The 22,658-nt window shown below is 59.7% G+C and carries 22 protein-coding genes; 10 read left to right on the forward strand and 12 right to left on the reverse strand.

The genetic code is table 11. From position 1 onward, the window contains the following. The first annotated feature begins 153 nt into the window (after nt 1-153). The 8 genes from ACUNV4_RS27780 to ACUNV4_RS27815 all read left to right on the forward strand — a co-directional run bounded on the left by ACUNV4_RS27780 (nt 154) and on the right by ACUNV4_RS27815 (nt 6,855). Nucleotides 154-672 (forward strand): SRPBCC family protein, encoded by a 519-nt coding sequence (locus tag ACUNV4_RS27780; RefSeq protein WP_430881928.1) that lies wholly within the window; start codon nt 154-156, stop codon nt 670-672. Between the two features lie 149 nt (nt 673-821). Further along, on the forward strand, nt 822-1,841 hold the full coding sequence (locus ACUNV4_RS27785) for an AAA family ATPase (RefSeq protein ID WP_430881929.1): 1,020 nt from the start codon (nt 822-824) through the stop codon (nt 1,839-1,841). A 2-nt stretch (nt 1,842-1,843) separates the two neighbouring features. Continuing rightward, complete coding sequence (locus ACUNV4_RS27790; protein ID WP_430881930.1) at nt 1,844-2,722, forward strand: DUF58 domain-containing protein; 879 nt, start codon at nt 1,844-1,846, stop codon at nt 2,720-2,722. After that, nucleotides 2,719-3,798, forward strand: a complete 1,080-nt coding sequence (locus ACUNV4_RS27795; RefSeq protein ID WP_430881931.1) for a hypothetical protein — start codon at nt 2,719-2,721, stop codon at nt 3,796-3,798. Before ACUNV4_RS27790 ends, ACUNV4_RS27795 begins: the two co-directional genes overlap by 4 nt. Nucleotides 3,799-3,803: 5 nt before the next feature. Further along, nucleotides 3,804-4,811 (forward strand): vWA domain-containing protein, encoded by a 1,008-nt coding sequence (locus tag ACUNV4_RS27800; protein WP_430881932.1) that lies wholly within the window; start codon nt 3,804-3,806, stop codon nt 4,809-4,811. Further along, entirely contained in the window at nt 4,808-5,380 is a 573-nt protein-coding gene (locus ACUNV4_RS27805) for a hypothetical protein (protein WP_430881933.1), read from the forward strand. The genes ACUNV4_RS27800 and ACUNV4_RS27805 overlap by 4 nt, the downstream gene beginning before the upstream one ends. Next, nucleotides 5,377-6,270, forward strand: a complete 894-nt coding sequence (locus ACUNV4_RS27810) for a VWA domain-containing protein (protein WP_430881934.1) — start codon at nt 5,377-5,379, stop codon at nt 6,268-6,270. Before ACUNV4_RS27805 ends, ACUNV4_RS27810 begins: the two co-directional genes overlap by 4 nt. Nucleotides 6,271-6,378: 108 nt before the next feature. Beyond that, a complete protein-coding gene (locus ACUNV4_RS27815; RefSeq protein WP_430881935.1) occupies nt 6,379-6,855 on the forward strand; it encodes a YHS domain-containing (seleno)protein in 477 nt (158 codons plus the stop codon). A 93-nt stretch (nt 6,856-6,948) separates the two neighbouring features. On the opposite strand, the gene ACUNV4_RS27820 is transcribed toward ACUNV4_RS27815, so the two are convergent. The 3 genes from ACUNV4_RS27820 to ACUNV4_RS27830 all read right to left on the reverse strand — a co-directional run bounded on the left by ACUNV4_RS27820 (nt 6,949) and on the right by ACUNV4_RS27830 (nt 10,108). Further along, complete coding sequence (locus tag ACUNV4_RS27820) at nt 6,949-8,733, reverse strand: methyl-accepting chemotaxis protein (RefSeq protein ID WP_430881936.1); 1,785 nt, start codon at nt 8,731-8,733, stop codon at nt 6,949-6,951. Nucleotides 8,734-8,750: 17 nt separating this feature from the next. Next, nucleotides 8,751-9,497: a hypothetical protein gene (locus ACUNV4_RS27825; RefSeq protein WP_430881937.1), complete on the reverse strand. Its 747-nt coding sequence runs from the start codon at nt 9,495-9,497 to the stop codon at nt 8,751-8,753. 149 nt (nt 9,498-9,646) lie between these two features. Then, nucleotides 9,647-10,108, reverse strand: a complete 462-nt coding sequence (locus ACUNV4_RS27830; protein WP_430881938.1) for an EVE domain-containing protein — start codon at nt 10,106-10,108, stop codon at nt 9,647-9,649. Between the two features lie 136 nt (nt 10,109-10,244). Here ACUNV4_RS27830 and ACUNV4_RS27835 point away from each other — a divergent pair, with 136 nt between their 5' ends. Then, nucleotides 10,245-12,311, forward strand: coding sequence for a DEAD/DEAH box helicase (locus ACUNV4_RS27835; RefSeq protein WP_430881939.1), 2,067 nt, complete (start codon nt 10,245-10,247; stop codon nt 12,309-12,311). A 110-nt stretch (nt 12,312-12,421) separates the two neighbouring features. Here the strand turns inward: ACUNV4_RS27835 and ACUNV4_RS27840 are convergent, their stop codons facing one another. Genes ACUNV4_RS27840 through ACUNV4_RS27880 form a run of 9 tightly spaced genes read right to left on the reverse strand, consistent with a single transcriptional unit; the run spans nt 12,422 to nt 21,596 of the window. Beyond that, complete coding sequence (locus ACUNV4_RS27840; RefSeq protein WP_430881940.1) at nt 12,422-13,408, reverse strand: ABC transporter ATP-binding protein; 987 nt, start codon at nt 13,406-13,408, stop codon at nt 12,422-12,424. Continuing rightward, complete coding sequence (locus ACUNV4_RS27845) at nt 13,405-14,358, reverse strand: ABC transporter ATP-binding protein (protein ID WP_430881941.1); 954 nt, start codon at nt 14,356-14,358, stop codon at nt 13,405-13,407. Before ACUNV4_RS27845 ends, ACUNV4_RS27840 begins: the two co-directional genes overlap by 4 nt. After that, nucleotides 14,355-15,947 (reverse strand): gamma-glutamyltransferase, encoded by a 1,593-nt coding sequence (locus tag ACUNV4_RS27850; protein WP_430881942.1) that lies wholly within the window; start codon nt 15,945-15,947, stop codon nt 14,355-14,357. The genes ACUNV4_RS27845 and ACUNV4_RS27850 overlap by 4 nt, the downstream gene beginning before the upstream one ends. Continuing rightward, nucleotides 15,940-16,812 carry a polysaccharide deacetylase family protein gene (locus tag ACUNV4_RS27855; protein ID WP_430881943.1) on the reverse strand — a complete coding sequence of 291 codons (873 nt, stop codon included), beginning with the start codon at nt 16,810-16,812 and terminating at the stop codon, nt 15,940-15,942. Before ACUNV4_RS27855 ends, ACUNV4_RS27850 begins: the two co-directional genes overlap by 8 nt. After that, a complete protein-coding gene (locus ACUNV4_RS27860) occupies nt 16,809-17,567 on the reverse strand; it encodes an SDR family NAD(P)-dependent oxidoreductase (RefSeq protein WP_430881944.1) in 759 nt (252 codons plus the stop codon). Before ACUNV4_RS27860 ends, ACUNV4_RS27855 begins: the two co-directional genes overlap by 4 nt. After that, nucleotides 17,568-18,410, reverse strand: coding sequence for an ABC transporter permease (locus ACUNV4_RS27865; protein WP_430881945.1), 843 nt, complete (start codon nt 18,408-18,410; stop codon nt 17,568-17,570). After that, the gene (locus ACUNV4_RS27870; protein WP_430881946.1) at nt 18,407-19,333 is read right to left on the reverse strand and encodes an ABC transporter permease; all 927 of its coding nucleotides are present in this window, start codon (nt 19,331-19,333) and stop codon (nt 18,407-18,409) included. Before ACUNV4_RS27870 ends, ACUNV4_RS27865 begins: the two co-directional genes overlap by 4 nt. Before the next feature lie 2 nt (nt 19,334-19,335). After that, nucleotides 19,336-20,826, reverse strand: a complete 1,491-nt coding sequence (locus ACUNV4_RS27875) for an ABC transporter substrate-binding protein (protein ID WP_430881947.1) — start codon at nt 20,824-20,826, stop codon at nt 19,336-19,338. Continuing rightward, on the reverse strand, nt 20,823-21,596 hold the full coding sequence (locus ACUNV4_RS27880) for a hypothetical protein (RefSeq protein ID WP_430881948.1): 774 nt from the start codon (nt 21,594-21,596) through the stop codon (nt 20,823-20,825). Before ACUNV4_RS27880 ends, ACUNV4_RS27875 begins: the two co-directional genes overlap by 4 nt. Nucleotides 21,597-21,678: 82 nt before the next feature. Between ACUNV4_RS27880 and ACUNV4_RS27885 the strand changes: the two genes are divergently transcribed. Then, nucleotides 21,679-22,658: Asd/ArgC dimerization domain-containing protein (locus ACUNV4_RS27885; RefSeq protein WP_430881949.1), on the forward strand; the 980-nt coding region annotated here is incomplete at its 3' end.

Consider the following 22,658-nt stretch of genomic DNA (forward strand, 5'->3'; position numbering starts at 1 on the left):
CCTGTCATCGCTCAGATCACATCGGCTTCCGCAACCATCACTCAAACTACAATACTGGAACAGATTCGCGACAATGAGCGCCAGATCGAATTCATCGATGCACCCCAGGGACTGATTCCAGGAAAGGATTGACCACAACCACCAGAGGCAAGCATGTTCACACCCATCGTCCGGATTCTCGTCGCTGTCAGTCTGCTGGCCGCATCAGGGCTGCTCAGCGCCCATGGTCCGACCCGGCAGAAAGTGGTGGAGACCATCGAGATCGATGCCCCCGCCAGCGAGGTCTGGGCAGTGGTAGGCAAATTCGGAGGAGCCGACGTCTGGCTGCCAATGGTACAGAGCAGCACCAGCCAGGGAGGACATGAAGAGGGAGCCAGTAGAACGCTGGTGCTCGGACCGGATGCCAGCGTGCACGAGACCTTGAAGAAGCACAGTGACGAGAAGATGTCCTACACCTACAGGATTCCCGTCAAGACCCACGATGTTGCGCTGCTGCCGGTCAATAACTACTCGTCAACCATCTCCGTCAAGGCGACCGACTCCGGCAGCCTGGTGACCTGGAAAGGCGCATTCTATCGCGGCTACCCCAACAATGATCCTCCGGCAGAACTCAATGACGAAGCGGCCGTGGCTGCCGTCACCGCCCTTACCAGGCTGGACTGGGCAATCTGAAGACGCTGATGGAAAACCCTTGAGGGTCGCACCCACGGTAATCCGACACCGCATTCGCTATTTCCCGGTAGAAACCCGCAGACAACAGGCACAGGCAACGTTCTGCCAGGCAGAGCCCGCCTCCTTTTACACCAGAGCAGGAGATCTCATTGATTGCGGATGAACAACATGAGGACTGGCGACAGGCGGCGCAGGCAGTCAGCGAAAATGTCGCAAGAGCGGTCATCGGTCAGGAAGAGCTGATCAGGCTCATCACGATTGCCCTCTTTGCACGCGGCCATGTTCTGCTCGAAGGCGATGTCGGCGTTGGCAAGACCACGGTACTACGCGCCTTCGCACGAGTGGTTGGCGGCAATTTCGAACGCGTGGAAGGCACCATCGATCTGATGCCCGGCGATCTGGTCTATCACACCTATGTCAACGAAGAGGGTCAACCACGGATTGATCCCGGTCCACTTCTGCATCATGGCGAATCACTGACTACCTTCTTCTTCAACGAGATCAATCGCGCCCGACCACAGGTGCAGTCCCTGCTGCTCAGAGCCATGGCAGAGCGTTCGGTGTCGGCCTTCAATCGCGAGCACAGCTTTCCACACATGACGGTATTCGCCGACAGGAACAAGGTCGAGAAGGAAGAAACCTTCGAACTTGCCTCTGCTGCACGAGATCGCTTCCTGTTCGAACTCACGATGACAACGCCGGTGGATGATGCCGTCCGAGGCTCTCTGATCTTCGACCCGGCCTTTCACGATGTCGAGGCATTGCTGCAGCAATGCACGGCCGCTTGCTGTCAAGGCAATCAGCTCAACGATATCGGAGCAGCCATTCAGCAACGGGTGGAAGCCAGCCCCAGCATGGAAAAATACGCACTGGAGATCTGGCGTGCAACGGAAGACCCGGGGCGTTCGGGCGTCGCTATCGAAGGCGTGGACATGCAACGCCTGATCCTCGCCGGTGCCAGCCCCAGAGGCATGAGTGCACTGATGCGCGCTGCCCGCGTGGTCGCCTGGATGGCTGGCAGGGACTACCTGATTCCCGAGGACCTGCAGACGGTACTGCCCTCGGCACTGGGTCACCGGATCTTCTTTACCCCCGTCTACGAACTGCGGCGCGCCGACATCGCGCCACTGCTGATCGAGCAGATCATGCAAGCCGTTGCATCACCTTGACCATGCTTGACGCCAACGAATTCGTCTACAGGATACCCGGCCGGTCACGCAGCAGCAGACCGGGCGCACATCGCAGCCCCGCCCGCGGACCGGGCATGGCTTTTTCGGGCTACCTTCGACTGATGGATCAGCCCGATCCAAGGCGACTGGATCTGCGCGCCAGTCTGCGCAATCTGCAGGGTGATTGGCTGGTTCGAGCAACGCGCCAGAATTCGGCGACCGTCGTGCAAGTCCTGATGGATGTTTCGGCGTCCATGCAATTCGGGGCTCCTGACAACAAACTGGATGTCGCCGCCCGGTTCATGGAAGCCCTGGGTCAGAGCGCTTTCGGCTACGGTGATGCACTGGGTATGCAGGTATTCGATTCAGAGCCACGTCCTGATCTGAGTGCCTCGCCACGCATAGGCCGTGGCGTCGGCGCTTCCCTGGCAGGCTCATTGCGCCAGAGGCCGGGCTTGCAGGCCCGCCATGAGCACCCCCGGCAACTGCAGCCTGACACCTTGGCGGCCTCGGCAATGACGCTGAGCCATGGCACCACCCTGGTCTTCATCGTCTCCGATTTTCACTTTCCATTGGCGTTTCTGCAGGCCGCGCTGGAATCGCTGAGCCATCTCACCGTGGTTCCCATTGTCATCTGGAGCGAGGCAGAAACACGCCCGCCAGCCCCCGGTCGCTGGTTACGCTCACGCGATGTCGAAAGCGGCAAACTGCACAATCTGATCATGCGTCAATCGACGATCAGACGCTGGCAGGAGAACATCGATTCGCGCCGCCATGCCATACGACAGACCTTCGAACCGCATGGCATCACGCCCTTGTTCATGGACAAGGGTTTCTCGGCAGAATCCCTGTCGCGTCATTTCATGGAAACGGCGCTATGAGCGCGAATCCACGCAGGCAAACGCGGAGCCTGCCTGGCTGTCTACTCATCTGGCTACTCGCCTGCTTGCCGATCACTCTGCCGGTCGGCACGGGAAGCGCACAAGAAACGGAAACAGAAACAGAAACAGAAACAGAAACAGAAACAGAAACAGAAACAGAAACAGAAACAGAAACAGAAACCGTACAGGCCGCCACCGACGCCAGGCTTGGCACACTGCCTTTCACTGTCGATGAGCGCAACTTCGGCCTTGTCATTGGTGACCGGTTGACCCAGCGTATTGCCCTGCCGGGTGAAATGGAACCACCGGATATCAGCAGTCTGCACGAAGCCAGTCGCATCAGCACCTGGCTGGAGCGTCAGAGCGCCACGCTATTGCATGCCGATGACGGCTCCACCGAATTGTCCATCCGCTATCAGATAGTCAACGCCCCATCGTCCATCGTTCATGCTGCCCTGCCGGAGCTAGTGCTGTCCAACTCCGACGAGGTCGAGTCTGATGTGTCGGTCAGATCGCAATGGCTGGTACAGGCCTGGCCGTTCACGCTGGGACCCTTGACGGCCGCAGTGCCCGCCGGCGGCGATACCACAGCCCCGGCACCGGATGCGCCAGTCACTATGGCCCTGCGCAGATACCAGAGCCTGCCCCCACTGGATAGCCGCACACCGGAAAGGTATCTGCGACTCGGCCTGCTGATACTGAGCACCACGCTGCTATTGTGGGTCGGCTGGTATCTGTGGCGCAGACGGCGCGATGTCCGGCGTCTGCCTTTTGCGGGGGCACTGCACGCGCTTGGCAGAAAAACCCGAGACAACTCAGCCCGACAGGATGCGGAGTCAGCCTGGCAGATTCTGCATCGGGCGTTCAACGACAGTGCCGGTCGAGTCACCAGCCTTGCAAATCTGCCTTCACTGTACGAGACCCGCCCCTGGCTGCAACCTCTGGACAGCCGCATTCGGGCCTTTTTCGAAGCATCGGCAGCGCGGCACTTCGAGCTGCCCCCGCGTGATGAGCCCTTCCCCATCACGGAGCTCGCCAGAGATCTGGCGAACCGCGAAAGAAGCCACAGTCGGTAACGCGCATGGCGCAACCATTACCCATGGACTTCCTGACGCCTCTGTGTCTTTTGCTGCTGCCACTGGCTGTACTGCCCTGGTTCCGGCAACACAGTGATAGCGTCGACTTTTCCTTCAACCCGCTCCTGCCCGACGACCCTCAGGCACGCGGGCTGGATATCCTGTGGAGGACACTGGCCAGCATCGCCATCGCCCTGCTGGTACTGGGATTGGCGCAACCCGGCCTGTCCAGTCAGCAGCTCGAACGCATTGGCCGTGGTGCCGAGATATCCATCCTGCTGGATCGCAGCGCCAGCATGGATGCCAATATCCGCCGCAAGCTGCCCGAGGCCTGGGAAGCCGCTCGTCCCTCGCAGACCAAGAGCGAGGTCGTCCGTGCTGCCTTGCTCGACCTTCTGGCAAAGCGCCCCGACAACCGCTATGCCCTGACCCTGTTCAACGTCGTCGCCTCGCGGGTGTCACCTTTCACCGACGATGTCGAACTGGTACGCGCTGGTCTGCAGGCAACCGCCATCGGCCGAGGACCCAGTGAGACCAATATGGGTCTGGCCATGCTGACCGCCATCGAGTCGTTTCAAGGACGCAGCTATACCGGTAGCCGTGCCATCCTGCTGGTATCCGACGGTGGTGCGCGTCTGGACAGTGAGATTCAGGAAAAGATTCGCAAGGGGCTGAACGAGCTCAGAATCAGTCTGTATTTCATCTACATCCAGAGCAGCCCCAACAGCCCCGATCTTGAACGCCTGGGATTGCAAAGCGATTCCACCGTCGAGGAAGTGGAGCTGCACGTGTTCTTCAGCGGACTCGGGGTTGAGTACCAGGTTTTCCAGGCCAATGATCCGGAATCCATGGCCAATGCGATTGCACAGATCGACGCTCGCCAGAACCTGCCATTGAGCTATCGAGAGACCATCCCGCGGATCGATTACCAGCGGCACTGTTTCGTGGCGGCGCTACTGGCCTGTCTGCTTGTCACTCTGATCGGGGCCACGAGAATGGAGCACTGGGCATGAAACGCCAATACGTGATCACAGGCTTCGCCACGGTGGCGCTGCTGTCGGGAGCGATATCCGCGCTACAGTTCATGCAATTCCGGGAACGCGAATCCGTCAACCGCATGGTATCTGCGGTACCCGCAACCATGACCCCGCAACAGTTCGGCAATGAAACGGCTTCCCATGCGCATTCCCAGCCCGCAGAGGTGCTGTTCGCACGCACCACGGCACTGCTCAATGGCGGCTATCTCGACCTGGCAGAGATATCGCTGGGCGTGCTGTCCCAGCAGAATGACAAACCGAAGCTGGCCCTGGCTGCCCGCTACAACCTGGCAACCGGCTATCTGCAGGAAGCCCTGAATGCCGACCGTTCCAGCGGACGACATCGCTCTCTGCTCGAACTGGCCAAACAGCGCTACAGGGATCTGCTGTCAGAATACCCGGACCATTGGGACGCTCGCTACAATCTCGAACTGGCCCTGCGCCTGGCTCCAGAGACCGAAAGTTACGAAGTGGATGAACGCGGCAAACCCATCAAGAGTGTCAGCGTGGTATTTCCCGGTTTCGAGGATCGTGAACTGCCGTGAATAGCACAACTCTGTCACGATTCGGGAATTCCCTGTCTCTGCTGGCCAGCCTGCTGTTGCTGATCGCGCTGTTCATGCCGCCGATCAACCGCAACGTACCCGTGAATCGCTATCTACTGGTATTCGACATATCGCAAAGCATGAATGTCGAGGACGTGGTGTTGCAGGGGCGCAGCACTAGCCGTCTCGAAGCCGCCCTGCAGGCAGCCACTGCCCTGCTGCAGTCCCTGCCCTGTGGCTCGGAAATCGGATTGGCGATCTTCGCGGCGACTCGTACGGTTACGCTGATGACACCTCTGGAAGTCTGTGCTCACTACAATGGTCTGCTGACCTCACTCGGAGCGATTGACGGTCGCATGCGATTCAAGAATGCCAGCAGTGTCGGCAAGGGCGTGCATCAGAGCCTGAGAGCTGCCAGCACCATCGGCAACCATACCGCCATTGCCTTGTTCACCGATGGCCATGAAGCACCGCCTCTGCGCCACGGTCAGACCGGCATGCCCAAATCGGAGGGACATGAGGTCAAGGGCTTTCTGGTCGGTGTCGGTGGCGATCAGGCTGTCCGCATTCCGAAAGTGGACAACAATGGTCGGCATCAGGGCTACTGGCAAGCCGATGAAGTCACTCAATTGCCGATCGAGGAGCGAAACGGCCGGCCCGGAGAGGAACTGTCGGCTCTGCACGAACCTCATCTGCGTCAATTGAGTCAGCTCAGCGGACTCGAGTATATCCGCCTGAACGATATCGATACCCTTGTCGGGCGACTGAGCGACAACGGCTTTGCCAGCAAACAGCATACGCCTGTGAACATGAGCTGGCTTCCTGCCGCACTGGCCCTGCTGTTACTGATTCTGCGATTCCTGACTTTTCCTGCTCTTCGCCGGCGCTGACCCGCTTCGATCGGCACACAAACTGCGGCAAGCGGTAAAACTTTTCACCGTTTGGGCAGTCCCTTGCTGTACTGGGTACAAGACCCGCTAATCACAGAGCCAACCCTCATGCGCCTCGCACGATTGTTCATTACCTCAGCATTTCTGATTCTCGCCACCATCGGTCAGGTTTCGGCTGCCGAACGTATCAATACACTGGAAAAACATGGACTGTTCAGTTACGAACCCAGTGGTGTCGCCATTCGTGGCTACGATACCGTGGCCTATTTCACGGAAGGCCGCCCCGTGGAAGGCAGTGACGATTTCACGACAGAGTGGCAGGGAGCAACCTGGAAGTTCTCCACACAGGAACATCTGGACCTTTTCACTGCAGACCCGGCCAGGTATGCCCCTCAGTACGGCGGCTATTGCGCCTACGGTGTTGCCCAGGAAAGCCTCGTCAAGATCGAGCCGGACCAGTGGACCATCCACGACGACAAGCTGTACCTGAACTACAACGCCAAACTCAACAACGAGTGGAAAAAGGATATTCCCGGTTATATTGCTACCGCTGACAAGCTGTTCGAATCGCTGCTGTCCGAATAAGGCATATCAGCCAGTCAGTATCCTGCTGCTCTCGGCACTGTGTGCGAATACATCAGGTGTTCGCACGCAGGCTGACGCGGGCGGAACCTGACGTCAGCCTACACTCCCATCCACCCGGTAGACCTGCACCAGCTCCTTCACCCGAGAGGCAATGGCATGCAGTGAGGCCACTGACGCATCCACCTGCTCCGTACCGGACTTGGTATTTTCAACTCGCGCCAGAATATCGGCTATGTGCTGATTGATTTCTCCGCTGCCCTGAGCGCTGGCATTGACGTTCTCGCTGATATCGCGTGTGGTTGCTGTCTGCTCTTCCACCGCCGCTGCAACCGTTGTCTGATAGTTGTCGATCTGCTCGATGATCTGGGTGATCTGCGCTATCACACTGCCGGCATCACCGGCATCCGCCTGAATGGCTGCAATGCGACCGGATATCTCGTCGGTCGCCTTCGCCGTTTCCTTGGCCAGCTCCTTGACCTCATTGGCCACCACGGCGAAGCCCTTGCCCGCATCCCCGGCTCGGGCCGCCTCGATGGTGGCATTGAGCGCCAGCAGATTGGTCTGTTCGGCGATCGAGGTGATCACCTTCAGCACATCCCCGATACCGGTACTCGATACTCCCAGTTGCTGCACCGTGGTGTTGGCCCGCCCTGCCAGCGCAACCGCATCCTGCCCCACCTTGACCGCTTCCGAAGCACAGCGAGAAACCTCCCGGATGGCAGCGTTCATCTGCTCGGTAGCCGCAGCTGTGCTCTGAACACCGCTGTTGATCGAGTCCGCGCTGCCGGCTACCCGCTCCACGCGCTGCGACGTCTCGGCGGCATCTTCCCCCAGTTCTCTGCTGGTCAACGCCAGTTCACTGGCCGCCTCGGCCAGGGTATTGGTATTGGCGCCGATCTCCTTGAACGCAGCGTTCAAGGACTGCAGCAAACGCTGCAAGCCCTGCCCTACCTGTCCCAGAGAATCATCACCGGTCACATCGATACGGGATGCCAGGTTACCCGATTCAGCCTGATGCACACTCTCCAGCAGAGAGGCTACCTGACGATGCATCTTCTCGGCCGCTTCTCGCTCCTGTCTGACCGCCTTGTTGGCCACTTCCAGTTGCAACATCTCCGCCTTGCGCTTTTCCTCGAGCAGAACGGCCGCTTCCCGCTCCCGCGCCTGGCGTTCCGCGGTCGCCTCTTCGTTCAGAGCCAGCAAGGTTTCTATCTCGGCTTCGCGCCTGCGGCTCAGAACCAGATTCGATGCTGCCTGGCGTTTATCCCTGTCGATCAGCATGGTGGCATACAGCAGCACCGAACCCTCGAACACCACCCAGCAGACATGTCGGAAGAGCTGGAACCAGGGGCTATCCAGCACACCGAACACGGACATGGGGAACAGCACGGTACGCAGAGCATGATCTGCCGCACCCACGACAACAGCTGTCAGAACCACACGCCAGTCGAAATACAGGGCCACGAAGGCCATCATCATGAAGAAATGAAAATGCCCTTCATCCCGCCCGCCCGACAGATGAATGAAGATGGCAGTAAACAGCATGGTGGCCGCACCGATCACCAGCCGAGTGATCAGTTCACCGGGTTTTCGCCACGCCAACCAGGCCGGAAACAGGGTCACCAGTGCACCCAGACCGATCGCCATGTAGACATGCAGATGCACCGAACTCTGTGTGCCGGCCCACGTGGTGGGCGTCATGTGGAACGCCAGCACAACGGCAACCGGCCATTGAACCAGAAACAACAGAACAAACAGTCTGTCGATCCTTGCATGATACTGCTGCCGATCCTGCTGGTATTCGCGCTCGATATCAGCCGCCAGAGATTCCGTCTGCTGCTCGTCGGTGCACGATGCAATACCTGTGCTGCTTGTCATGATGCTCTGCACTCTCACTATGAAAACTGCCCCGCGACGGGGGCTGACAGCAGATGTCGGGCGGATACGGCCAGAGAGAGGTGGTCCTTCCCCTCTCCACCATGGCCGAAGACCAGCGGTTCCTGCGTTGATTTACGATCATCGTCTCGACTATCGAGCAATCCGCAGCCGAAGACGGGATTCAATATCGGGGCCAGGGGGTCAATGCCGGAATCACTCAGAATGGTACTGATCAGGGTGCCGCGACCCGGATTGCTGCCGGTATGCCCTCTGGACGGTGTGATGCCGCCGCCAAATCGCAGAGCTCCCGTGGTGTCATACAACAGTACCTGACCCGAAGTGTAGGCCCCGAAATGCCGGGCCAGCTGACCATCGACATCCGCGTGCAATCGTGTACCTGGCAAGGCGGAGGCGAGCTGCCGCAGATCCGACGCCCCCCAGACCTCGGGCATGGCGGACGGGTCAGCCGGTTCGAAGAACAGTACATGCAGATCGAACAGGCCGTACAGGCGGTTCGTCAGACTCTCGAACTCCACCAGTGTGGCTCGCGTACAGGGGCAAAGCGGGTGGGCAAACAACACCACGGTGGCCCGATCGGCGCTCGGCGTGATGCCGGTGGCCACGCTTGCCGGCCATTGCGAAGGGGCAGGAGCTGCCTGCCCGGCGCTGCTGCCATAGTCTGCCAGTGCATACAGAGCGCCACCGGACAGGCTCAGCCAGATAGCCACCATGGCAACAACTGATCGATCCGATTGCACCGCCATGTCTTCCCACCGGTATTACCTGTAATACTTCAACCTATTGGCAGGAAGATCGATATATTGAGAGAAACGGAAGAATCTTTCACATGCGGGCAGTTACTCGGTGAAACGGAACCCGTTTCAGCGATGTGGCCGCATCAGCCACATCAAGGTCAGCTGGCCAGCCCCAGAATCGTCTGCCACTGGCTTTCCGTGACCGGCTGAATGGACAGACGGCTGCCCTTGCGCAGCAGGACCATGTCCGACAGGGCCTCGACCTCGCGCAAGGCGCTCAGTGACAGGACATCGTCGAATTTTCGCTTGAACCGGACATCCACCATGACCCACCTAGGATCATCCACCGTGGATTTTGGATCGTGATACTTAGACTCCGGATCAAGCGCCGTGTGATCCGGGTAGGCCTCGCGCACGACCTCGACGATTCCGACAATACCCGGCACCTTGCAGCTGGAGTGATAGAAGAAACCCAGATCGCCCTTCTTCATCTCATCGCGCATGAGATTGCGGGCCTGATAATTTCGGATACCGTCCCAGTGATCCTTCTTGCCTTTCATCGCTTTCAGGTCATCGATGCTGAAAGCGTCAGGTTCGGATTTGAATAACCAGTAGTTCATGCATTTCCCATCGTGGCTGATCAGCCATCATTACCGGAGTGGCAGGACAGAGTATTGTGCCGGACGAAATGGCACAACTTCAACAAACGGGCAAGTGTGCTCACCGCTGGGCTCCATAAAGCGTTAAGCTCCCGCAATGCAAGATACCAATACTGTACAGAACTTTTCAGACCTCGATTTGCCCGCCGCCGTGCTGCAGGCTGTCCAGGCCGTGGGATACGAAACGCCCACCCCCATTCAATCCCGCACCATCCCTCCTCTGGTGGAAGGTCGCGACCTGCTCGGGCACGCGCCGACAGGTACCGGCAAGACGGCCGCCTTTGCGCTGCCGATACTGTCCAGACTGGATCTGAACGCCCGCGGCGTGCAGGCACTGATCCTGGCACCGACCCGAGAGCTGGCGATACAGGTGGCCGAGGCCTTCGCCAAATATGCCACGCACATGAAGAACGTGCGTGTCCTGCCCATCTACGGCGGACAGGACTACACCGGACAGATACGCCAACTTTCACGCGGCGTCAATATCGTGGTCGGTACACCGGGACGCATCATGGATCACATGCGCCGCGGCACCCTGAAACTGGACAATCTGCAGACACTGGTGCTCGACGAAGCCGATGAAATGTTGCGCATGGGATTCATCGACGATGTCGAATGGATTCTCGAACAGACACCCGCGACTCGTCAGATGGCCCTGTTTTCGGCCACCATGCCCACGGTCATCCGTCGCATTGCCAGCAAGCACCTGAACAATCCGGCAGAAGTCACCATCGAAGGCAAGACCAGCACGGCCGCCACGATCCGTCAACGATTCTGGCTGGTCAGCGGTCTGCACAAGCTGGATGCCCTGACCCGCATACTCGAAGCAGAGACCTTCGACGCCATGCTGGTATTCGTGCGGACGCGTACCGCTACCCTGGAACTGGCTGAGAAGCTCAGTGCCCGCGGTTTTGCCGCCTCTGCCATGAATGGTGACATGCCGCAGAAACAGCGCGAGCAGATGGTCGACAAGCTCAAGCGAGGGCAGCTGGATATTCTGGTTGCCACCGATGTCGTGGCACGCGGACTCGACGTCAAGCGCATCAGCCACGTGGTTAACTACGATATTCCCAATGACACAGAGGCGTATGTGCACCGCATCGGTCGCACCGGACGTGCCGGACGCACCGGTGATGCCATCCTGTTCGTCACCCAGCGTGAACGTCGCATGCTCGGCGCCATCGAACGCGCAACCCGACAGAAAATCGAACCTCTGCAGTTGCCGACCGTGGAAATGGTCAACAACAAGCGTATCGCCGAGTTCAAGCAGAGCATCAGCGACAACCTCGCCACCGGTGAACTCGGCTATCTGCAGCGTCTGATCGAGGATTTCTCACGCGATCATGACGTCCCACCCGAACGCGTCGCCGCCGCCCTGGCTCGCATGTATCTGGGCGAGCAGCCGTTGCTGATCACCGAGAAAAGCGCCCATGGCGAACGCAAGCAGCGCAAGGAGAAGGTCGATCGACGTGCCGGTATCGTGGCCGAGCCGGTAGCGGCCCGAGCCAGGAATGTGCACAGCGACGAGGACCGGTCACGTGGCAATCCCCACCCTGCCGATGCCAGAGCGCAAGCCGTTCGACGTCAGCCGGTGGTGGACGCCGCCGAGACGACTGGCAGCAGCGATCAACAGAGCGCACCTTCCATCGACAAGTCGGCCGCTTCGGAATCACGGGCAGCGCGCCGCCGTGCTGCCGATGAAGCTGCCATGGAAATGGAGAATTTCCGGGTCGAAGTGGGTTCCGCCCACGGCGTTCAACCGGAAAATCTGGTAGGTGCCATCGCCAATGAGGCGGGTCTGGACGCTGCCTTCATCGGTCGCATCAGGATCAGCGAGACACACAGCACCGTCGAACTGCCATCGGGCATGCCCAAGTTCCTGTTGAAGGACCTCAAGCGCGTCTGGGTCTGCGAACGGCAACTCAACATGTCCAGAGTGTCTGATGACACCGCTGGCGACACAGCGGAAGCTCGCAAGCCCAGGACACCCAAATCCGGTGATCACAAGCGCCGCGAACAGGGCGGCGGCCACAAGCCACCCAAGAAAACCGCGGCAGCCCGAGATCTCAGTGAGCGCAAGAGTGGCCCACGAACCGATGCCAAGGGTGAAGTGCGCAAGAAGGAACGTCATCGGGATCGCAAGAACAAGGGCAAGCCCCGGTAGTCACTCCTTGATCTGCCCGCACGGCAGTGCGGGCAGTCAACAGGGCAAGGTTCAGACTGCAACCCTGTCTGCAGACAAGGGCCGCAAAGCATGAGGAACCGAGGTTGACACTAGCCGCCGGCAACCGCCGGTACCCGCACTCGGCAACGCACGACATGCTCGGCAGAAATCGCCTCCAGTGGCGGTCGTGCTTCCCCACAGGCCGGTTCCGCCAGAGGACAGCGCGTGACAAAGGGGCAGCCCGACGGCGGATTCATCGGGCTCGGCAGATCCCCCTCCAGTACGATTCGCTTGCGTCGATGGCGCAGGGTCGGATCGGGCAAGGGAATGGCTGACAGCAAGGCTTCCGTATAGGGATGCACCGGATTGGCAAACACCATGGCAGCAGGCCCTTCCTCCACCACCATGCCCAGATACATGACTGCCACGCGATCGGCAATATGCCGAACCACGCTCAAGTCATGCGCGATGAACAGATAACTCAAGCCCAGTTCCCGCTGCAAGCGCATCAGCAGATTCAGGATCTGACTCTGAATGGAGACATCCAGCGCGCTGACCGGCTCATCACAGATGATCAATCTGGGTGACAGAGCCAACGCACGGGCAATCACGACACGCTGGCGCTGACCACCCGACAACGCACCCGGTCGGCGATCACGTTGATCGGGATTGAGACCGACCAGCCCCATCAGTTCATCCACCCGAGCCCGGATCCGTGCTCGGTCGACGCCATGAATCTGCAGTGGCTCGGCGATGGACTCGGCAATCGTGCGACGCGGATTCAGCGCCGACACCGGGTCCTGGAAGACGACCTGCAGATCGCGCCAGACCGCCTGTCTGCCGGCCGCATCCAGCGATGCCAGGTCCTGCCCCTGAAATTCGATGCGGCCTGCCGTCACCGGTGCCAGACCCAGTACGGCATTGCCGGTTGTGGACTTGCCACAGCCGGATTCCCCGACAATGGCAACGGTCTCGTTGGCGTGAATGCTGATCGACACGCCGTCCACCGCCTTGACCACCGACTGGCTGCCACCGAACCGTCCGGTACGCACCGGGAAGTGGACTTTCAGATCCCGGATCTGCAACAAGGGACTCATCGACCACCTCCCAGCGCATGATGACAGGCAACGCGATGAAGCTGCCCCTGCAGCTCGGGACGCTCACCACACGAGTCGGTGGCGCGATCACAGCGCGTCCTGAAACGGCAACCGGCAGGCCAGTCGCGAGGGCTTGGTACATTGCCCCGGATGGCGAACAGCTCCTGCTTCGGCTCCTCATCCAGCCGCGGAATGGTCTTGAGCAGCATGCTGGTATAGGGATGACGCGGCGCGGCAAACAGCGCTTCCACCGGCCCCTGCTCGACAACCCGACCACCGTACATGACACAGACCTGATCAGCCAGCTCGGCCACCACCCCCATGTCATGGGTGATCAGCAGAACGGCGGTATTGGCCTCCTCGGCCAGATCGGACATCAGGGCAAGAATCTGCGCCTGAATGGTCACATCCAGTGCCGTGGTGGGCTCATCGGCAATCAGCAGGCGAGGTCGGGAGATCAGAGCCGCGGCAATCATGACGCGTTGGCACATGCCACCCGAGAGCTCCGTCGGCAACTGCCGTGCTCGTCGTTCCGGCTCCGGGATGCCGACTCGACGGAGCATGTCGACAGCCTGGCGATTGGCCTCCTGCTCCGAGGCCCGTCCATGCACGATCAGACTTTCCGCCACTTGCGCCCCCACCGCTGCCAGCGGGTTCAACGACGATACCGGCTCCTGAAAGATCATGGCCAGCTCCGATCCACGCAAGGATCGCAATTGCTCTTCACTCAGTTGAGTCAGGTCGACACCATCGAAATGGATATGGCCACGCTGTCGTTGCAGCCCTTCAGTCAGCAGTCCCATGATCGACAGCGCTGTCAGCGATTTGCCAGAGCCGCTTTCACCCACCAGTGCCACCACCTCGCCCGGTTCGACACTGAGCGTGACTCCATCCACCAGTGACAGCGCACCGGCACCGATGGCCAGGTCGTCGATGGCGAGCAGACTCATTTCGCTGCCACCGCAGCCGCCCAGGGGCTGTTCGGATGTACCGCTCCGACATTCGGCTCACCCTCTCGACCTGCCTGTACCATGGAAGGAATGGCAAACTGCACCGGGTGCAGAGAGTCTTCGGTGATCTGCACCGGATACATGCCGGAGATGGCTGTCGCGGTGTCCATGCTCGCCAGACGATTGACCAGAATCGTCGGTGTACTGCCATCGATACGCGGCGCATGCACCGCTTCCTCGAGCGACATGTTGCGATCGATCACGGCGGACAGTAGTTGCAGTATGGCCGGAAATATCTGCCTGCCGCCAGCGGCACCGACGGCAATATCCGGCAAACCGTCACGAGTCGTGATCACCGGTGACATGTTCGCCAAAGGCTTCGCACCACCGCAGATGGAATTGGGCTGACCCGGCCGAGGGTCGAACCACATCATGCCATTGTTCAGCAGCAGATCCAGGTCGGGGGCAACCACCTTGGCACCGAACCGTGACAGCAAGGTATTGGTCAGGGAGACCATATTGCCCTGCTCATCGATGACCGACAGATGACTGGTGCAATCGCCACCCGCCGAAGCATGTCCCATTTCTCGCAGGCGCGACTCATAGGCTTGACGTATGGCCCTGGCATAGGCCGCTGCGGCCTCGGCACTACTGGCCGATGCCAGATCCTGCTCACTCAGTTCGGCAAGAGCCTGTACCAGGCTGGGTCCACCGGAGAGACCCGGAATGGTGTGCACCAACCTGTCCCGATAAACACTCTGTGTCGATTCCTGCCAGACAGGACGATACTCGGACAGATCACGAGCCGTCATTTTCGAACCGATCTCGTTGAGATTGCTCAGCAGGGTTTGTGCAACCTGTCCTTCATAGAAGTCCCGCGGGCCAGATTCGGCCAATCGCCGCAGCATCGCTGCCTTGGCCGGCATCGGCAGCAGGCGGCAACCGGGATCCTGCGGATCGGCAACCCGTCGTGATGCATCCAGAAACAGACTCTTTGCGGCCTTCTGCGCTGACAGTCCCGGGCTATCGATGGCCAGTGCCAGTTCGGCAAACCAGTCGATACGCATACCGCGCTCTGCCAGCTCGATGGCCGGGGCCAGGGCGTCGGCCCAGGACAAGGTACCGTGCCTCTCCAGCGCTTCGGCCAGACCTGCCACAGCCCCCGGTACACACACGGACATCGGGCCTGTCAGATTGCGGTCTTCCTGCACTGAAGGCCAGTTGAACCAGTCTCCGCCTTCGCCACCCACCAGCGGATAATCGGCAATATCTGCCTTCTCCGGTGCCCGTAGATTGAAATCCAGCGTCTCGACCGCCCCCGCGCTGTCCGCATGCAACAGAAAGCCACCACCGCCCAGGCCGCTCAACCAGGGCTCCAGCACCGACAAGGCCACGGCCGTTGACACGGCCGCATCCATGGCATTGCCACCGTTTGCCAGAACGGTAGCTCCCACCCTCGCCGCCTCTTCGTTCTGCGCAGCAACGATACCACCGGCACTCTCTACCTGAGGTTTGGTCACCGCCCAGGCCTGGCCAGATCGGCTGGCAGACGCGCTGAGTTGACGTTCTGTGCCCGCCGCTTTATCCATGTCGTGTTTTCCTGTCGTTGATCGGAACATGCCGCTCGAGGCTTACGTCCAGACCCTGGGTCAATGTGTCGTGGTGCGCCGCAATCTGTCCACAAGTAGCGCACCAGGCTGATTCGTCATCGATCAAGCGGCGCAGGATTCTCTCCAGCATCTCGACCCGTGCCGCCCGCCCCGATATCCAGTCATGCACGGTCAGCATGAACAGTCCACCATCCCGAGCCTGGGCCGAGGCCTCGATCGCCCACTGCCGTTCCACATCTGCATCCGGTCGCGGGGTCTTGTCACCCGCACCCAGAAACTTGAAAAAAATGGCATCGTCGTTGTCCCAGCGCACCGGCACTTCGGTCACCCCGGCAATGCGGTACGGTACGTCCTCCCCCATCAGGGAGCTATCCCACAAACCCAGGCGGGCCAGCTCTGCCAGCATGTGCGGAGTCATCTCCCAGGCGGGCGAACGAAAACCCCGAGGCTGAATGCCGGTCTGGGACACGAAGATGTCGATGGACGACTCCAGTGCCCGAGTGAACTGATCATCGCTGATATCGCAGACCAACTCATGGAAATAGCCATGCAGCGCAATCTCATGCCCGCGTTCCAGCAGTCCGGGCAGCAGCTCCGGATTCTCTTCGGCGACCACTCCCGGCACGAAGAAACTGCCCTGTATACCGAGCCTGTCCAGCATGGCGACCATGCGACTCAGACCGGCTCGCATGCCATACTGACGATGCTCGCGAGCGGCCAGGGTATCGGGCAAGGCCGTGCGGTGTTGCCAGAGCCATGGCGCGTTGGCATCGACATCGACAGAAAAACAGACTGCCGAGCGCTTGCCTTCGGGCCAGCTGTAGGGTGTGCGGTTCCAGATCACAGCGGATGCTTCTTCGCCTGATAGACGTCCATGGTGCCGGCTGAATTGCCACCGTCAACCGCCAGCGAGGTCCCCGTGATGTTTCTGGCCGCTGAAGAGGCAAGAAACAGCGCTGATTGCCCGACGTCCTCTGCCGAGGTTTCACAACCCAGTGGAATGGCCGCCATGACCCGATCGATGTGCTCCTGCGACAGAGAGGACACGGCGCTGCCAGCGGCAAAGCCCGGCTCCAGCGCATTGACCCGGATGCCGAACTCGGCCACTTCCAGAGCAAAGCCCTTGGTCATGCGATCCAGAGCGGTCTTGGACATGCAATACGTGACCGCCGTACGTCGCATCTTGCGCGCCGCACCAGAGGATATATTGACAAAATTGCCTTTCACGCCACTCTCGATCATCTGCAGACAGAAGCCTCGCATCAAAACGAAGGGGGCCCGGACGTTGACGGACATGATGCGATCCCAGTCAGCCACCTCCATATCGAGCAGAAAGGAGGACGGATAGAGGGCAGCATTGTTGATGACCACATCGGGAGCACCCCATTGCTGTTTAACGGCATCGAGCAAGGTCTCGAGACCGGTGTCACTGGTCAGGTCGGCTGCCACCGCGAAACCTGACAAACCTTCAGTCGTTCGGTCTGTAAGACACAACTCGGCCCCAGCCTCGCCAAAGGCCTTTGCCAGTGCTTGCCCCATGATGCCCGCAGCACCGGTGATGACAACACGTTTGCCCTGAAATTCCGATTCAAAATTCATTTATCTACCTTTTCCTATCTGATCACTCAGGCGATCACCAATGAGGTTTGCCGACAGAACCAGTAAAAACAATGCAAGCCCGGGAAATGTGGCTATCCACCAGGCCGATGCCACATAACTGCGCCCTGTCGAGAGCATGGACCCCCAGCTGGCCGTCGGCGGTTGCACGCCGAGTCCCAGGAAGGACAGGCCTGCTTCGAACAGCACCATCAGCCCGAACTCGAGGGTCGCCACGACCAGCAAGGGGCCTGCTATATTGGGCAGAATATGGGTGAGCAACACCCGTGGAGTGGCTGCACCCATTGCTCTGGCCAATGTCACGAATGGCCGGTCGGCCAGGGCCAGCGTTTGCCCATAGGCTACCCGTGCATAGCGCGGCCAGCGGGTCAGTGCCAGTACCAGAATCACGTTGATGAAGCCCGGTCCCAGCACCGCCACGGTGATGATGGCCAGCAGAATCGCCGGGATGGACAGAAAGATGTCCACCAGTCGCATCAGCACGGTCTCCACCGTTCCGCGCAGATAGCCGGCAATCATGCCAACGGTGACACCCACGACGCCGGAGAGTGCCACGGACAGAAAGGCAACCGATATCGACACCTGCGCGCCATAGATCAGACGGCTCAGCACATCGCGTCCCAGTTCATCCGATCCGAGCCAGAATACCTGACCACGTGCCTCGAATCCCGGCGGCTTCAGGCGCCCCAGCAGGTTCTGTCGGTCCGGATCCACCGGCACGATCCAGGGCGCGAATACCGCCAGCAACACCAGGGTTGCCAATAACAGAGCCGGCCACCAGGACAGACCGCTTCGTGCGACATTCATTGCCTGCACCCTGCTCATGAGGACTCCGTCAGGCGCACACGCGGATCGACCACGGAATACAGGATGTCCGCCCCCAGATTGGCACTGATGGTAACGAATGCACCGATCAGCACGACGGCCTGCACCACCAGAAAATCCCGGGAAGCAATGCTCTGCACCGTCAGCAGACCCAGCCCCGGCCAGGCAAAGACCGTCTCGACAATGACAGCACCAGCCAGCAGTTGAGACAACTCTAGCGCCGTGATGGAGATGACCGGTATCAGGGAATTGCGCAGCAGATGATGCTTCACCAGACGACCACTGCCCACGCCTCGTGCCCGCGCCGACCGCACATAGTCCTTGCCCAGTTCATCGATCACCGCTGAGCGAACGATTCTGGCATAGGTCGCCAGTGACAGAAGCCCCAGGGCAATGGACGGCATGATCAGGTGTGACAGAGTGCCCGTACCCGATGGTGGCAGCCATTTCAACCACACACCGAATACCAGAATCATCATGATGCCGCTCCAGAAGGTGGGCATGGACTGGCAGGCCAGTACGACGCCCATGATCCAGCGTGACACGAGTCGACCACGGGTCATCGCCATCAACAGTCCCAGCGGCATGCCGATGGCCAGAGCCACGACCAGCGCGCCGGCTGCCAGTTGCAGGGTTTGCGGCAAGCGACTGAGAATGATGTCCAGAACCGGGGCATTCTGTACGTACGATTGCCCCAGGTCCATGCGCACGACATCGCTCAGAAAATCCAGGTACTGCACCCACAGGGCGCGATCGAGACCCAGACTCACTCGCATCGCATCAATATCCGCCTGCGTCGCGGTTTCGGGCAACAGCAGAGCCGTTGGATCACCGGCCAGCCGCTGGATGAAGAACACCAGCGTCACGACACCGAATGCCGCGACCAGTGCCTGTCCACCACGATGCAGAAGGAAGCGGAACATGATCAGTCAGACCATGTCATGCGGTTGAGAAACATGCTTTCGTTGGCAGTGGGCGCGAAAGACAGTTTCGAAGAGGCACCATAGAGAACAGCAGCCTGATACAAGGGCAATACATAGTAGTTCTCGCGATTCAGCTTGTGCACCTTGCTGTAGGCTTCCTGGCGCACCATCTCATCAAGAGACACTCTTGCAGTATCAAGCAAGACATCCAGCTCCGGTACATTCACGCGTGACCAGGCGCTGTCCGAATGCAGCAGGGGATAGGTGATGCCATCGGCATCCTGGCAGGCACATGACCAACGACCGAAACTCAGTTCGGCGTTATCGGCCGGCTCCGAGCGCACGATGTTCAGATAGGTTGGCATGTCAGTGACCGAGATGGACACATTGAAGCCGACATCATTGAGCATCTGCTGCAAGGCCTGAACAACACGCTGGTCGAAAACCGGGGCGGTGGCAAAGGTCGCCGGAGTCGCTGCCAGTTCGGCCTTGGCAGCAACGATTTCCTTTGCAGCTTCCGGGTCATACACGAGTGCGTCGACATCATCGGCATAGCCGAAGTGAGCAGGGCTGGCCAATTGTGCCATCGGAATTTCACCCGCACCCAGCAGGCCCTGAGTGATGCCTTCGATATCAATGGCCAGGCTGGCAGCCTTGCGCAGCTCCGGATCGTTGAATGGCGGTTTGTCGAGATTCACACCCAGATAGGCAACACGCTCGGTCGGGGCCGACAGCACCTGAACACCATCAACACCCTGCAATTGCAGCGTTGCATCACTGTTGAGACTGACAACCAGATCGGCGGTACCCGCTTGCAGATTGGCGACACGCGTCGCCGCATCCGGCACGGCACGGTAGATTGCATTGTCAAACGGACCAGGCTGTCCCCAGTAGTCCTCGTTTCTGGACAGGGTCACCGAGACACCGCGCTTCCATTCCTCGAATCTGTAGGGACCTGAGCCTACCGGCGCAGTATTGAACGCCTCCTTGCCGACGGCTTCAACCACGTGTTTGGGCACAATGGAGAGCTTTACCAACTGTGACAGCAAGGCAGGGTAGGGTCCGTCTGTGGTCAGTTTGACTGTGACATCGTCAATTACCTCGGCATTGATGATCTGGTTGAATTGCCCCAGTTGCGGTGAAGCGAATTCCGGGTCGGTGATACGCTTGACCGAAAACACGACGTCCTCGGCATCCAGTTTCTCGCCATCGTGAAAGCTGACATCATCACGCAGGCTCAGTGTCAGCTCGGTATCGCTGGTCTGCTCCCAGGACGTGGCAATCTGAGGAATGATGGTGCCTTCATTGTCTCGGGTCACCAGATTGTCGAACACATTACGGTAGACGTAGTAACTGTCCGGGTTCCATTGCACCTGCGGATCCAGGGAAGACGGCTCCCCAACCAGATCGATGGTGATATCCCTGGCAAGCACGGGCATTGAGAGCACTCCCAGGGTCACCCCTGTCAGCAAGCCCTTGACGACATGATTCATAGATCTCTCCGATGATTGGCAGCATCTGTCGGCCGGTGGCTGACAATCGAACCGCTGCGATGGCTAAGGGGCGCTTCGCTCTTCAGGAGCTGGCGCATGAACAACTTTTCCTGGGCTTCGATCAAGCTAAGCCGCAGTGAGGTAATCGCGTCGCCATCCTCGGCCAGTACTGCCTCGATCAATTCGGCAATATCATCGCGATGCAATGCCTGTCCACCCTGCTCGTCTTCCAGAAAACGCGTGATGCGGGCCGAGTGGTGCCACAGCTTGCGCAAGTGGCGAGCCGTGAGCGGGTTGATGGCACACAGCAGCAGGCTGTCGACCCGATCGACATAATGCCGAAAGGACATCAGGGCACTCTCCTCCCGTCGCTGACTCAAGGTGGCCACGATGACCCCGATGTCGGACAGCTCCTTTCGAGCCTCGGCCGAGAGTCTGGCGCTGGCCAGCGACGGTTCTGCAAATCGGCGAGCCTCGAGCACCTGACCGATCAGAGCACCGCTGATCGGCAGAATCTGCCAGCCCTGGCGTGCCAGTGGACTCGCCCAGCTGTCATAACCCAGGCGCATCAGACCGGCGCGGGCTGCCGCCCGAGTCAGGCCGAACCGTTCCATGACATCCGCCTCGGTGACCGTGTCGCCCGGCATGATTTCACACCAGATGACCGCATCCAGCAGGCGATCTTCAGCAAAGCGCGCCTTGGCTTCCGGTCCGGGCGGGTTACCGAAATTGTCGCCGACGCGAAGCAGGGGTGAAGCCGGATCGTACATTGACATCTCACGATTGCGTTTGTGACATGTTAAGATAGTTTTTCTGACATTTCAAACAAGTTTCGATTTCCCGGACGAATTCATGACGCAGGTCTCTCTCTCCATAGCGGGCGCCAACACGCTGCTGGGTCAACATCTGCTGGCAAGACTGGCTGGTTCGACACGCTTCAAGGTCTGCAGCCTGCATGATCGACTGGCACTACAAGGTGTTGATTCCATAGCCGATTCTGAAGACTGGTCGCTCGACCCTCAGGTGGCCGAAGCATTTCGTGAGGTTCCCTTGCTACCACCGGAAGCACAGAGCCATGCACCTCTTCTGGCTTCCTTCCTGCCGGATGACGGTGCGCAGGAGATCGAGTCGGCTCATCTGGCACGCGGCACCCGGGTGCTGACACATGCGGAATACGCCCGTCTTCGGCAGTCTCTGGTCGTCCCGGGCAGGCTGCAAGCCCTCGATCCAGGCCTACAGCACTATGCGACACCCAACTGCACGACAGCCATGTGCTCCTTGCCACTGCAGGCACTGCAATCCGGCTTCGGCATTCGGACAGCTACCATCACGGCACTCCAGGCCATCAGCGGCACCGACATTCCCGGCATGCAGGCGCATGCCATTCACGATCAGGTTGTCGGACATCTTCCCGGTGAAGCACGGGCCTTGAGAAACGAACTCGGCGTGATCTTCTCGCAGGCCTTTCCAATACACACCTTTGCCACGCGCGTACCGGTGTGGCGGGGCCATACCATCACTCTGGCGGTGCAATTGCAGCAGCGCACCGATCTTGATCAGGTAGAACAGGCGTTGCGGAACATACCGGGAATACAACTGCTCTCGCCGTCCTCCGGAATGAGTCGTGGACGACCTCGGTTCCATGCCGACAACCCGATGATCACTGTGGGCGCTCTGCGCCTGGATGACGGCTATCAGGCAGCACCGGCTACGACTGACGCTCGAGGAAGCTCCGGCACATCAGCTGTATCGGGCGTATCGGGCGTATCGGGCGTATCGGGCGTATCGGGCGTATCGGGCGTATCGGGCGTATCGGGCGTATCGGGCGTATC

It is taken from the genome of Granulosicoccus sp. 3-233, assembly GCF_052681095.1.

What these genes read in the sequence shown, in the direction of transcription:
- ACUNV4_RS27870 (WP_430881946.1), bottom strand. Translation starts at nt 19,333, where the DNA reads ATGTTCCGCTTCCTTCTGCATCGTGGTGGACAGGCACTGGTCGCGGCA.
- ACUNV4_RS27865 (WP_430881945.1), bottom strand. Translation starts at nt 18,410, where the DNA reads ATGAGCAGGGTGCAGGCAATGAATGTCGCACGAAGCGGTCTGTCCTGG.
- ACUNV4_RS27880 (WP_430881948.1), bottom strand. Translation starts at nt 21,596, where the DNA reads ATGTACGATCCGGCTTCACCCCTGCTTCGCGTCGGCGACAATTTCGGT.
- ACUNV4_RS27875 (WP_430881947.1), bottom strand. Translation starts at nt 20,826, where the DNA reads ATGAATCATGTCGTCAAGGGCTTGCTGACAGGGGTGACCCTGGGAGTG.
- ACUNV4_RS27845 (WP_430881941.1), bottom strand. Translation starts at nt 14,358, where the DNA reads ATGAGTCTGCTCGCCATCGACGACCTGGCCATCGGTGCCGGTGCGCTG.
- ACUNV4_RS27820 (WP_430881936.1), bottom strand. Translation starts at nt 8,733, where the DNA reads ATGACAAGCAGCACAGGTATTGCATCGTGCACCGACGAGCAGCAGACG.
- ACUNV4_RS27800 (WP_430881932.1), top strand. Translation starts at nt 3,804, where the DNA reads ATGGCGCAACCATTACCCATGGACTTCCTGACGCCTCTGTGTCTTTTG.
- ACUNV4_RS27780 (WP_430881928.1), top strand. Translation starts at nt 154, where the DNA reads ATGTTCACACCCATCGTCCGGATTCTCGTCGCTGTCAGTCTGCTGGCC.
- ACUNV4_RS27805 (WP_430881933.1), top strand. Translation starts at nt 4,808, where the DNA reads ATGAAACGCCAATACGTGATCACAGGCTTCGCCACGGTGGCGCTGCTG.
- ACUNV4_RS27830 (WP_430881938.1), bottom strand. Translation starts at nt 10,108, where the DNA reads ATGAACTACTGGTTATTCAAATCCGAACCTGACGCTTTCAGCATCGAT.
- ACUNV4_RS27860 (WP_430881944.1), bottom strand. Translation starts at nt 17,567, where the DNA reads ATGAATTTTGAATCGGAATTTCAGGGCAAACGTGTTGTCATCACCGGT.
- ACUNV4_RS27815 (WP_430881935.1), top strand. Translation starts at nt 6,379, where the DNA reads ATGCGCCTCGCACGATTGTTCATTACCTCAGCATTTCTGATTCTCGCC.
- ACUNV4_RS27790 (WP_430881930.1), top strand. Translation starts at nt 1,844, where the DNA reads ATGCTTGACGCCAACGAATTCGTCTACAGGATACCCGGCCGGTCACGC.
- ACUNV4_RS27835 (WP_430881939.1), top strand. Translation starts at nt 10,245, where the DNA reads ATGCAAGATACCAATACTGTACAGAACTTTTCAGACCTCGATTTGCCC.
- ACUNV4_RS27840 (WP_430881940.1), bottom strand. Translation starts at nt 13,408, where the DNA reads ATGAGTCCCTTGTTGCAGATCCGGGATCTGAAAGTCCACTTCCCGGTG.
- ACUNV4_RS27850 (WP_430881942.1), bottom strand. Translation starts at nt 15,947, where the DNA reads ATGGATAAAGCGGCGGGCACAGAACGTCAACTCAGCGCGTCTGCCAGC.
- ACUNV4_RS27825 (WP_430881937.1), bottom strand. Translation starts at nt 9,497, where the DNA reads ATGGCGGTGCAATCGGATCGATCAGTTGTTGCCATGGTGGCTATCTGG.
- ACUNV4_RS27795 (WP_430881931.1), top strand. Translation starts at nt 2,719, where the DNA reads ATGAGCGCGAATCCACGCAGGCAAACGCGGAGCCTGCCTGGCTGTCTA.